The sequence below is a fragment of the uncultured Granulicatella sp. genome, assembly GCF_963521425.1.
GTDB lineage: Bacteria > Bacillota > Bacilli > Lactobacillales > Aerococcaceae > Granulicatella.
Genome location: NZ_CAUQUN010000028.1, coordinates 1 through 12,377, shown reverse-complemented (window position 1 = coordinate 12,377; position 12,377 = coordinate 1). Strand labels below are relative to the sequence as shown.

Here is a 12,377-nt window from a genome sequence, read left to right as displayed (position 1 = left end):
GTGATAGTTATGGATACGTCTATATTTCAACATTTTAGAAAAGAAGAACAAGATTTTATTCGAAAAGTAGAATCTTGGGTCATTTCTTGTCAAGAACAGTATGCACAAATATTGACTCCATTTTTAGATCCACGTCAACAGTTTATTGTTGAAGCGATTGTTGGTCAATTTGATGATATTAAATTTCGGTTTGAAGGTGGATACATTGCTGCTGAGAGAAAACGATGTATGATTTATCCAGATTTTTATGCACCAACAACAGAAGAGTTTGATGTTGAATTGATAGAAATTCATTATCCAATTAAATTTTCTTCAATTAGTCATGGACAAATCCTCGGTTCTTTGGTAGGCTTAGGGATAGACCGTGACCAATTAGGAGATATTATTTCTGATGGGATTCGTTGGCAATTATTGCTCACGAAACAAATGTTACCTTATTTGAAACAAAATTTTCAAAAGGTTGGAAAAATTAGTATTCGAATAGATGAAAAAAAATATACAGAATTAATTTTACCGATTGATCACTGGACATATACAACCGCAATTGTGTCATCATTACGATTAGATACATTAATTGCATCTATTTTTCATATATCTAGACAGCGCTCAAAGGAATTAGTAGAGAGTAATAAAGTTAAAGTTAACTGGACTGAAGAAATTCGTCCTGATTTTATGATAGAATTACTTGATATTATTTCAATAAGAGGGTATGGTAGAATACAGATAAAAAATATTGAGGGACGGACAAAAAAGGATAAAATAAAACTTGAAATAGGTCTACTCGAGAAAACAAATAAGAGGAGTTGGAATTATGTTAACACCAATCGAAATCCATAATAAGGAATTTCCTACAAAATTTAAAGGATATGATCCTGAAGAAGTAAATGATTATTTAGATGAAGTCATTCGTACTGTTGAACAATTAATTCGTGATAATAAAGATTTAGAAAAACGCATAAAATTCAATGAAGAAAAAGTTTCATACTTCAATTCAATTCAAGAAACATTAAATAAATCAATTATTGTAGCTCAAGAAGCTGCAGATCGTTTAAAAGAAAATGCACGTAAAGATGCAGAAATTATTATTTTTGAAGCTGAAAAAGAAGCGGAAAGATTGTTAAAAGAAGCTGCTGAAAAGGCAACTGAAATTAATCGTGAAACTGATGTATTGAAAAAAGAAACACGTATGTTCCGCCAAAGATTACAAATTATGGTTGAATCTCAATTAGAAATGATTAAAAATGAAGAATGGGATTTATTGTTAAATACTCATTCAAAAATTGAGGTATCTGCACCATCAGTTGATTCAATTTTAGCTGGACGTGCTAAAAAAAATGAACAATTAATTACACCTGAAGTGGCTCCAGAAGTAGTACCTACTGTTGAAGAACCAACTTCAAATCAACAAGAAATTGTACTTCCAACAGATGAAGTTATTACTGTAGGTGGATTTGAATAATATGAAAAACGTGATACTAATTAGGTATCACGTTTTTTTGTATGTTTTTTCCATATTGAGTGAAGTCTAAATAGAGAATCCACTGTAAAAATTGCTAAAGCGATCATACCTGCTACGGCGATTGTACTAGATAAATAATAATGAGCTTTAACGGAATCTCCTGTTAAAAAAGCATATGCTGTACGATACATTCCAGCTCCAGGTACTAGAGGAAAAAATCCAGGGATAAAGAATACGGTTACTGGAGCTTTAAAAAATCTTGCTGCTAAATGAGAAAGAAAAGCTACAGTTAGACCACTATAATAGGTAGAAAGCTCCATACCTGCACTCTCTAAAAATAAAAGGTAAATCCACCAACCAATTCCACCAATTAGCGCGGTATATTTTATTAAACGTTTAGGAGCTTCAAATACAATACTACTAAAATAAACAGCAATAACAGAACTAATTACTTGAAACATCATATTGGATTCACACCTCCTCCAATCAATAGACCAATTACTACAGCAATGGAAATGGATAGAGCAGTAACTGCAGCTTCTACAGCTCGTGCTGTTCCGGAATTATAATCTCCTCGTAAAGTGTCACGAATAGCATTTGTAATAGCTGTTCCAGGAACTGCTGGCATAATTGCTCCAATAATAGGAATACCAATATGAATACTTGGAAATATTGTTTCTTGTAAGTAGCAAATAATGATGACCATTGGAATAATTGAAATTAAGTTGGTGATAAACATTCCAAGTCCTAATTTTACATCTAATTTATAAATAAATGGAAGGACTATAGCTGCAATTCCGGCGACAAACATTTCTAATAGAGTAGCACCATAGAGGGCAGCATAGCAACCACACATAATTACTAAACCAACATTTTTTAACCAAGATGGATAATCCGATTCTTTTAAATTTTGAAATTTTTCATAAGCAGTGTCGATATCAATTTCTCCACTGACTAATTGACGTGAAATACTATTAACTTTATAAATTCGATTTAAGTTTGTATCTCGATTTGGAACACGACGGATTTCGGTAATACAATCAATACAGTCATCGTCTAAAGTTGCAAAAATCCCTGTTGCATTGGCGAAAGCTTCACAAGTTGCAAAATGCGAAGTAGATAAAATATAATTCATCGTTTCTTCTACACGATAACTCTCTGCATTGCATTCTAACATAATTTGACCTGCAAGCATGGCAGTATCCATCAATTTTTTAGCGTATTCTCGCATGATGAATCTCCTTTAACACTTATTAAGTCTAGTATACCATAAGTTCAAGGAGTGTAAATAAGTCTTTCGATTTAACTGTGTTAATCATTAGACTATAACAGATATGAAAATTTGAAGAATATTCTTTTAATCTTCAACTTGGTACTGTTTTTTAGAATGATTTTGTTGTATCATAGTTATAGAAAATTATTGGAGGGATAGTTGTGGAACTATTTGAAGAATTATCAGGAAAAATTAAAGGGAAAGGCTTGAAAGTTGTTTTCCCTGAAGGAAGCGAACCTCGTATTTTAGGTGCTGTTGTACGTTTAAAAGCAGATGAATTATGTGAACCTATTTTATTAGGAAAGAAAAATGAAATTGAAGAAGTTGCTCAAAGACGTGGATTTAATTTAAATGGAATTACTGTCATTGATCCAGAAACTTACGAAAACTTCGAAGCAGTAGTAGAAAGTTTTGTAGAGCGTCGTAAAGGAAAAGCAACTCCAGAAGCTGCTCATGAATTATTAAAAGATGTTACTTATTTTGGAACTATGATGGTATATATGGGATTAGCAGATGGTTTAGTATCTGGGGCAGTTCACTCTACTGGAGACACTGTACGTCCAGCGTTACAAATTATTAAAACTAAACCAGGTGTATCACGTACAAGTGGTGCGTTTATTATGATTAATAGTGATAAATCTAAGAAATATTTATTCTCTGATTGCGCAATTAATATTAATCCAAATGCTCAAGAATTAGCTGAAATTGCTGTTGAATCAGCTAAAACTGCCGAATTGTTTGGGATTGAACCAAATGTTGCTTTATTAAGTTTCTCAACTAAAGGTTCAGCAAAATCTGAAGAAGCATTAAAAGTAGCAGAAGCTGCTCGTATTGCAAAAGAATTAGCTCCTAACTACAATATTGATGGGGAATTACAATTTGATGCTGCATTTGTACCAAGTGTTGGTAAACAAAAGGCACCAGATTCATCAGTTGCAGGTGAAGCAACAGTATTTGTATTCCCTGAAATTCAATCAGGAAATATTGGTTACAAAATTGCACAACGTTTCGGTAACTTTGAAGCAATTGGACCAATCTTACAAGGATTAAACAAACCAATTTCTGATTTATCTCGTGGATGTAATGAAGAAGACGTTTATAAATTAGCAATCATTACTGCAAACCAAGCTTTAATGGAATCATAATTTGAAAAATAAAGAAAGCATGGAACAATCGTTCTATGCTTTTTTTCGTAAACAGAAACCCTAGCCTATACTTTTCAAGGGTAGCAACGGCGCAAGCAGCCTCGCTTATGCGAGTCTCATTGCTAAAATTTGAGCCTAGGGTCTCAAATTTTCCGGTAATAGAATCTGGCGAGCCAGTTTCTATTACTACTGCTACGGGAAAAGTTTAGTCTAGGGTTTCTGTTATGGTTGTTTCGTTTCTAAAATGTTTGTATAAGTTCTGGACGTAGACATAAACTCTAGCCATGACTTTTCAAAGGTAGCACGGACGCAAGCAGCTTCGCTTTGCGAATCTCATTGCTAAAATTTGAGCCTAGAGTCTCAAATTTTCCGGTAACAGAATCCGGTAAACCAGTTTCTGTTACTACTGCTACGGGAAAAGTCTTGGCTAGAGTTTATGTTATATTTCTTTCGTTTACTAATTTTTATATACGTTCTAAACGTAGATATAAACTTAAGCCATGTCTTTCGTTTTTACATGCTGTCTCTAAAAGAGCATCAAAATCATATAAAAGCAAGAAGCAAAAATATTTTATGTAGTGAAAGTAATGGAAACCAGGGTTGGCTTCCATTACAGGTGAAAATCGAGACCAAGGCTCGATTTTTAGCCAAGAGACTCGTAGAGGCTACTGGCGACCTCACAAATAAAAAATAGTTGTGCTACTTACTTTTTATTCCGTAATAGGCTATCAATGCAAATTTTTATAAAAATATGGTACACTGAAAATAACATTGTGAAGAATTGAGGAGCTTATCGTGAAACAAAAATTATTACTAGTAGATGGCAGCAGTTTAGCCTTTCGTGCCTTCTATTCCATCTTAGATCTAAACCGATTTAAAAACCAAAATGGATTACATACAAACGCATTGTATTCATTCCATAGAATGTTTAAAACAATCTTAGAACAAGAAAATCCAACCCACGTATTAGTAGCTTGGGATGCAGGAAAAACAACCTTCCGTACAGAAATGTATGCAGAATACAAAGGCGGCAGAGCAAAAACACCATCAGAATTCAAAGAACAAATGCCATACTTCAACGTCTTATTAGACGCATGGGGAATTCCACATTATCGCTTAAACCAATACGAAGCCGACGACATTATTGGCACATTAGCACATCAAGCATCTAAAGAAGGTTTTGAAGTAGTCATCTTATCCGGAGATAAAGACTTAATTCAATTAGCAACTCCAGAAATTACCGTTAAAATAACAACAAAAGGAGTGAGCGAATTAGTCGAATACACTCCAGCATTTATCAACGAAAAATATGGACTAACACCAGAACAAATTATCGATATGAAAGGACTAATGGGCGATTCGTCAGATAATTATCCAGGAGTAACAAAAGTGGGTGAAAAAACTGCCATTAAATTACTCCAAGAATACGGTAGTGTTGAAGGGATTTATGAACACGTTGAAGAAATGAAAAAAAGTAAGCTAAAAGATAATTTAATTCAAGATAAAGAATTAGCCTTTTTAAGTAAAACATTAGCAAGAATTGACATTAACTCCCCATTAGAAATTACCGTAGCAGATACCCTTCGAAAAGAAGAGAATGTCGAAGAACTAATAGCCTTTTATAAAGAAATGAGTTTCCAATCATTCCAAAAAGATTTGCTCAATAAAAAAGGTGGGCAAATTGCTCAGCAAGAAACTATTGATATTCCAAACGTTCAATGGATTGAAACTATAACGGAAAAAGAATTGCAAGATGCAACAACGCTTCATTTTGAAACATTTGAAAATAACTATCATGTTGCTCCAGTTTTGGCAGTCGCATTTGGAAATGAAAAACAAGTGTATGTTACTTCTATTGAGTCAGCTGTTCAGTCTGAAGCTTTTAAAAAATGGTTAGCAGATGAAAATATTGAGAAGACGATGTTTGATACGAAAGCGATAAAAGTATTCGCTAACCGTTTTGCCCTAATAGTAGCAGGAGCGAAATATGATGTCTCGCTATTAGCATACTTAGTGGATGCCAATGAAATAGTCAATGAAATTTATGATGTAGCGAAACGATTCGGTATTTCACTATTGAAGACCGATGAAGAAGTGTATGGAAAAGGTGTTAAAATAAAAATTCCAGAAGAGAAGGAAGTATTTTGGAATCATTTAGCTGCTAAAATTTATGTACTAGCAAATGCTCCAAAACCTTTACTAAAACAATTAGATGAAAATGAACAGACTCATTTATATTGGGAAATGGAATTACCATTGAGTGATATTTTAGCTCGAATGGAAATTAAAGGAATTCGAGTGGATCAGAATCGTCTAATTGAAATGGGTCAACAGTTTGAAGAACGATTAAAAGAAATTGAACAAACAATTTATGAATTAGCAGGAGAGGAATTTAATATTAATTCTCCAAAACAGTTGGGTGTGATTTTATTTGAAAAAATGAATTTACCAGTCATTAAGAAAACAAAAACGGGTTATTCTACAGCAGTCGATGTGTTAGAAAAGCTAGCCTCCCAAGCTCCAATTGTAGAGTCTATTCTAGAATATCGACAATTAGCAAAATTAAATTCAACATATGTTGAAGGATTACAAACCTATATTGATGAAACTGGTAAAATTCATACACGTTTCGTACAAAACTTAACACAAACAGGACGTTTAAGTTCTCAAGATCCAAACTTACAAAATATCCCGATTCGTACTGAAGAAGGGCGACAAGTTCGTTCAGCATTTTTACCAAGTCATCCTGAATGGAAACTACTTTCTAGTGACTATTCACAAATTGAATTACGAGTATTAGCACATATGGCAAATGATGTTCATATGATTGAAGCGTTTAAAAATAATATTGATATTCACACGAATACAGCGATGCGTGTATTTGGCATTCAAAATCCTGAAGAAGTGACAAGTAGTATGAGAAGACAGGCAAAGGCTGTTAACTTTGGAATTGTGTATGGAATTAGTGATTATGGACTTTCTCAAAATCTGAATATTCCACGTAAGAAAGCAAAAGAATTTATTGATCGCTATTTAGAAGAATTCAAAGGCGTTAAAGAGTATATGGAAACTATTGTAAAGGAAGCTCGTCAAAAAGATTATGTAGAAACATTATTCCATCGCCGTCGCTATTTACCAGAAATTCATTCGAGCAATTTTAACATTCGTTCATTTGCAGAAAGAACAGCAATGAATTCACCAATTCAAGGTACTGCTGCGGATATTTTAAAAGTAGCTATGATTGAATTAGATAGAGAGTTGCAAGAACGAAATTTCCAAGCCAAATTATTATTACAAGTACACGATGAATTGATTTTTGAAGTACCAGAAGAAGAAGTGGAAAGTTTACAAAGCTTAGTAGAAGAAGTCATGGAAAATGCGGTAAGCTTATCCGTACCATTAAAAGCAGATAGTAATATTGGCAATAACTGGTATGAAGCAAAATAAAATTGATGAGAGGAGAAACTATGAAGTATAAAAGAATTGTTTTTAAAGTAGGAACAAGTTCATTAACAAATCCGGATGGAAGTTTGTCACGAGCAAAAGTGAAGGCTATTACGCAACAACTGGCTACTTTACATGAAGAAGGACATGAATTAATTTTAGTTTCTTCTGGAGCAATTGCTGCAGGCTTCTCTTCTTTAGGATTTAAAAAACGACCAATAAAAATTGCAGATAAACAAGCTTCTGCTGCAGTTGGCCAAGGATTATTATTAGAAGAATACACGTCTAATTTATTAATGAAAGGCATTGTTTCAGCGCAAATTTTATTAACACAAGATGATTTTGTCGATAAACGTCGTTACAACAATGCTCATCAAGCGTTATCTGTATTATTAACTCGTCATGCGATTCCAATTATTAATGAAAATGATACAGTCTCAATTGAGGAATTAAAAGTTGGCGATAATGATACTTTAAGTGCGCAAGTAGCCGCAATGGTTCAAGCAGACTTATTAGTTTTATTAACGGATGTTGATGGCGTATATAATGATAATCCTTCAAAAAATCCAGAGGCAAAAAGATTTGATACAATTGATGATATTACCAAAGAACTAGTTGAAATGGCTGGTGGAGCAGGTTCTAGCAATGGAACTGGTGGAATGTATACGAAAATTAAAGCAGCAACAATTGCAACAATGGCAGGTGTACCTGTTTATATTTGCTCCTCTTTAAAAGAACAGGCACTTATTGAAGCTGCTCACTACACCGTTGATGGTACATATTTTACAGCACAAGAAAAAGTGATGAAAACTCATAAACAATGGCTTGCTTTATATGCGAAAAGTAAAGGGAAATTAGTCGTTGATGCTGGAGCAAAAAAGGCTTTACAAGAAGAAGGTAAGAGTTTATTAATCTCGGGTGTGAAAGCAGTTGAGGGAGAGTTTTATGAGTCCGAAATTGTGACAGTTGTAGATGAACAGTATCAAGTGATTGGCAAAGGACAAACTCGTTTAAGTAAATACGCTATTGCACAACAATTATCAAAAAATAATCGAAAAGGAATTGTCATTCATCGAGATGATTGGATGACTATTTCTGGAGAATTAGAACTATTAGAACAAGAATTTTAAGGAGGCATGCATATTGACCACACAACAATTGTTAGAAACTGTGAATCGCTTTAAAAAAGAAATCAATATTGCTTCAACAAAGTCAAAAAATGAAGCACTAGAAGCAATGGCTCTAGCTTTACTAGAAGATACAGATGCGATTTTAACAGCAAATGCATTAGACTTAGAAAAAGCTAAAGGTCATATCTCTGAAGTGATGCTAGATCGTTTAAGATTAGATGAATCTAGAATTCAAGCAATGGCTGAAGGTATTCGTCAAGTAGCTCAATTACCAGATCCAGTTGGAGAAATCATTGAAGAAACAGTTGGCGCACAAAATATTCAAATTAAGAAAAAGAGAGTGCCATTTGGCGTTATTGGAATTATATATGAAAGCAGACCTAATGTTACTTCAGATGCCGTAGCATTATCGATTAAGAGTGGAAATGCAGTTGTATTAAGAGGTGGGAAGGAAGCATATCAAAGTGCTTTTGCGATTGTGACAGCCTTGAAAAAAGGATTAGCAAAAACAAGTATTTCTCCAGAATGTATTCAATTAGTCAGTGATACGAGTCGAGAAAGTGCGATGGCATTAATGAAAGCAAAAGGCTATATCGATGTACTAATTCCTCGTGGTGGAGCAGGATTAATTCGTGCAGTTATTGAAAATGCGATTGTCCCAGTTATTGAAACAGGAACAGGTATCGTTCACATTTATATTGATAAAGATGCAGATTTAGCTAAAGCGATGAAAATTGTTGAAAATGCTAAAATGAGTCGTCCATCTGTATGTAATGCTATGGAAGTTTGTGTGGTTCATGAAGCTATGGCATCTCAATTTTTACCATTATTAAAAGAATCTTTAGTGGAACATCATACTCCAGCCGTTGAATTAAGATTAGATGAAAAAGCAGCTCAATACATTTCGGGAGAGAAAGCTCAAAAAGAAGATTTTGATACAGAATTTTCGGATTATATTATGGCTGTAAAAGTCGTAAGTTCGATTGAAGAAGCAGTCGATCATATTGAAACGCATAGTACTCATCATTCCGATGCGATTATTTCTGAATCGGATGATGCCATTGAATTCTTTACTACAAGAGTGGATAGTGCTGCAGTTTATGTCAATGCTTCTACTCGATTTACCGATGGTGGAGAATTTGGATTAGGATGTGAAATGGGAATTTCTACTCAAAAATTACATGCTAGAGGACCAATGGGATTAAAAGAAATGACAACTTATAAATACATTGTGTATGGAGAAGGTCAGGTGAGATAAGATGAAAACTATTGGAATCATCGGTTTAGGAAATATGGGAAGCGTCATTGCGACAATTGCGGCTAAACATGAAACTTATCCAGTATTACTTGCTAACCGTACTCATGAAAAAGCAGTGAATCTAGCAGAAAAATTAAACGCTAGAGCAGTTACTAATAGACAAGTTTTTGAACAGGCAAATGTGATTTTTTTAGGAGTAAAACCAAATCAAATTCAAGAGTTATTAGAAGAAAATAAAAATATATTAGAGCGACGAGAGTCTATCCTATTGATTAGTATGGCTGCTGGAGTGACTTTAGAACAGTTAGAGTTAATGACGGATACTCGTCATCGTTGGATTCGTATGATGCCAAATACACCACTACAAGTAGCAGAAGGTGTGATTAGTTTCTCTTTAGGAAAAAAAGCAACTCTACAAGATAAAGAAGTTTTTCTTCAATTATTGCATTCAGGTGGAACTCTAGTAGAACTACCAGAATATCAAATAGATGCTGCTACAGCATTAGCAGGTTGTGGCCCAGCTTTTGTTTATATTTTTATTGAAGCATTAACAGAAGCAGGAGTGAGTATGGGCTTATCAAGAGAAGTTGCACTGCAATTAGCTGTTCAAACAGTTAAAGGATCTGCAAGTATGGTAGGTGAAACAAAAGAACATCCCTCTATATTAAAAGAAAAAGTTTGCAGCCCAGGAGGGTCAACAATCGCTGGAGTGATTTCATTAGAACAAACAGGATTTAGATCTAGTATCATCGAAGCGACTAGACGTGCCAAACAAAGAACAGAAGAATTAGGCAAGTAAAGAAATTAAAATGAAATCAATTCTTACTCGATGTGAAAAAAATCATACAAATGTATGTGTTAAATAATCAAATGAATTGAGTTTGTGAGATTTTTGTAGTATAATTTCTGAGTTGAAAAGAGGTTTGAGTGATGGAAATTCCCTTTTTAAGCGTATTCCATCACTTTCATTTTGTTACAAATTGGAGGAAAACATGAAATTAAGAAATGATATTCGTAATATTGCCATTATCGCTCACGTTGACCATGGTAAAACAACATTAGTAGACGAATTATTAAAACAATCAGAAACATTAGATGCACGTACAGAATTATCAGAACGTGCAATGGACTCAAACGATATTGAACGTGAACGTGGTATTACGATTTTAGCGAAAAATACTGCTGTTCAATATAAAGGTACTCGCATTAACATTATGGATACACCAGGACACGCGGACTTCGGTGGAGAAGTAGAACGTATTATGAAAATGGTGGATGGGGTAGTTTTAGTTGTAGATGCTTATGAAGGAACAATGCCTCAAACACGTTTCGTATTGAAAAAAGCATTAGAACAACATTTAACACCAATCGTGGTAGTAAATAAAATCGACCGTGATGCTGCTCGTCCAGAAGAAGTTGTCGATGAAGTATTAGAATTATTTATTGAATTAGGAGCAGATGATGATCAATTAGAATTCCCAGTAGTATATGCTTCAGCATTAAACGGAACTTCTAGTATGTCTGATAATCCTGCTGATCAAGAACCAACAATGGACTATTTATTCGATACAATTATCGAACATATTCCTGCACCAATTGATAATTCGGATGAACCTTTACAATTCCAAGTGTCATTATTAGACTATAATGATTATGTAGGTCGTATTGGTATTGGACGTGTATTCCGTGGAACTGTAAAAGTTGGTGACCAAGTATCTCTATTAAAATTAGATGGAACTAAGAAAAACTTCCGTGTTACAAAATTATTTGGTTTCTTCGGATTAAACCGTTTAGAAATTAATGAAGCAAAAGCAGGGGATTTAATCGCTGTTTCAGGGATGGAAGATATCTTCGTTGGGGAAACTGTAACACCAGTAGATGCACAAGAATCATTACCAGTTTTACACATTGATGAGCCGACATTACAAATGACATTCTTGACAAACAACTCACCATTTGCAGGACGTGAAGGAAAATATGTAACAGCTCGTAAAATCGAAGAACGTTTAATGCGTGAATTACAAACAGACGTATCTTTAAAAGTAGAACCAACGGATTCACCAGATGCATGGATTGTATCAGGACGTGGAGAATTACACTTATCAATTTTAATTGAAAATATGCGTCGTGAAGGATACGAATTACAAGTATCTCGTCCAGAAGTAATCATTAAAGAAATCGATGGAGTAAAATGCGAACCATTTGAACGCGTACAAATTGATACTCCTGAAGAATATATGGGTTCAATTATTGAGTCTTTAAGTAATCGTAAAGGTGAAATGCAAGATATGCAGCATAGTGAAAATGGACAAGTTCGTATTGTATTCTTAGTACCAGCTCGTGGATTATTAGGATATACAACTGAGTTCTTATCAATGACTCGTGGATACGGAATTATGAACCACACATTCGATCAATATTTACCATATATTGCTGCAAATATTGGTGGACGTAGAAATGGTGCATTAGTATCTACAGATACTGGTAAATCAACAACTTACGGAATTATGGGTGTTGAAGACCGTGGAGTAATCTTTACTGAACCAGGTACTGAAATTTATGAAGGAATGATTGTTGGGGAACACTCTCGTGAAAATGATTTAGCGGTTAATATTACGAAAGCAAAACAACAAACAAATATTCGTTCAGCAACGAAAGACCAAACTTC

10 protein-coding genes are annotated in these 12,377 nt (G+C 34.2%); 8 read left to right on the top strand and 2 right to left on the bottom strand.

Annotated elements, in window-relative coordinates; genetic code table 11:
* Positions 1-9 precede the first annotated feature (9 nt).
* Positions 10-837, top strand: a complete 828-nt coding sequence (locus RWO76_RS07320) for a YlmH/Sll1252 family protein (RefSeq protein WP_314355003.1) — start codon at positions 10-12, stop codon at positions 835-837.
* Positions 812-1,459, top strand: coding sequence for a DivIVA domain-containing protein (locus RWO76_RS07315; RefSeq protein ID WP_314355002.1), 648 nt, complete (start codon positions 812-814; stop codon positions 1,457-1,459). The genes RWO76_RS07320 and RWO76_RS07315 overlap by 26 nt, the downstream gene beginning before the upstream one ends.
* 20 nt (positions 1,460-1,479) lie before the next feature.
* Here the strand turns inward: RWO76_RS07315 and RWO76_RS07310 are convergent, their stop codons facing one another.
* Positions 1,480-1,923, bottom strand: a complete 444-nt coding sequence (locus RWO76_RS07310) for a threonine/serine exporter family protein (RefSeq protein WP_314355001.1) — start codon at positions 1,921-1,923, stop codon at positions 1,480-1,482.
* Positions 1,920-2,690, bottom strand: a complete 771-nt coding sequence (locus RWO76_RS07305; protein ID WP_314355000.1) for a threonine/serine exporter family protein — start codon at positions 2,688-2,690, stop codon at positions 1,920-1,922. Before RWO76_RS07305 ends, RWO76_RS07310 begins: the two co-directional genes overlap by 4 nt.
* 203 nt (positions 2,691-2,893) lie before the next feature.
* On the opposite strand from RWO76_RS07305, the gene pta reads away from it, so the two are divergent.
* From pta to typA, 6 genes are all read left to right on the top strand, one after another.
* Positions 2,894-3,877, top strand: a complete 984-nt coding sequence (gene pta / locus RWO76_RS07300) for a phosphate acetyltransferase (RefSeq protein ID WP_314354999.1) — start codon at positions 2,894-2,896, stop codon at positions 3,875-3,877.
* 792 nt (positions 3,878-4,669) lie between these two features.
* Positions 4,670-7,324 (top strand): DNA polymerase I, encoded by a 2,655-nt coding sequence (gene polA, locus RWO76_RS07295; protein ID WP_314355019.1) that lies wholly within the window; start codon positions 4,670-4,672, stop codon positions 7,322-7,324.
* Between the two features lie 20 nt (positions 7,325-7,344).
* Entirely contained in the window at positions 7,345-8,451 is a 1,107-nt protein-coding gene (gene proB / locus RWO76_RS07290; protein ID WP_314354998.1) for a glutamate 5-kinase, read from the top strand.
* A gap of 10 nt (positions 8,452-8,461) precedes the next feature.
* Entirely contained in the window at positions 8,462-9,709 is a 1,248-nt protein-coding gene (locus RWO76_RS07285; protein WP_314355018.1) for a glutamate-5-semialdehyde dehydrogenase, read from the top strand.
* A 1-nt stretch (position 9,710) separates the two neighbouring features.
* The gene (gene proC / locus RWO76_RS07280; RefSeq protein WP_314354997.1) at positions 9,711-10,508 is read left to right on the top strand and encodes a pyrroline-5-carboxylate reductase; all 798 of its coding nucleotides are present in this window, start codon (positions 9,711-9,713) and stop codon (positions 10,506-10,508) included.
* 193 nt (positions 10,509-10,701) lie between these two features.
* Positions 10,702-12,377 (top strand): translational GTPase TypA (gene typA / locus RWO76_RS07275; protein WP_314354996.1); only part of this gene is annotated, 1,676 nt, incomplete at its 3' end.

Bases quoted from the DNA above. Each gene is read 5' to 3' on its own strand.
- RWO76_RS07305 (WP_314355000.1), bottom strand. From the start codon at position 2,690: ATGCGAGAATACGCTAAAAAATTGATGGATACTGCCATGCTTGCAGGT.
- proC (WP_314354997.1), top strand. From the start codon at position 9,711: ATGAAAACTATTGGAATCATCGGTTTAGGAAATATGGGAAGCGTCATT.
- proB (WP_314354998.1), top strand. From the start codon at position 7,345: ATGAAGTATAAAAGAATTGTTTTTAAAGTAGGAACAAGTTCATTAACA.
- RWO76_RS07315 (WP_314355002.1), top strand. From the start codon at position 812: ATGTTAACACCAATCGAAATCCATAATAAGGAATTTCCTACAAAATTT.
- RWO76_RS07310 (WP_314355001.1), bottom strand. From the start codon at position 1,923: ATGATGTTTCAAGTAATTAGTTCTGTTATTGCTGTTTATTTTAGTAGT.
- RWO76_RS07320 (WP_314355003.1), top strand. From the start codon at position 10: ATGGATACGTCTATATTTCAACATTTTAGAAAAGAAGAACAAGATTTT.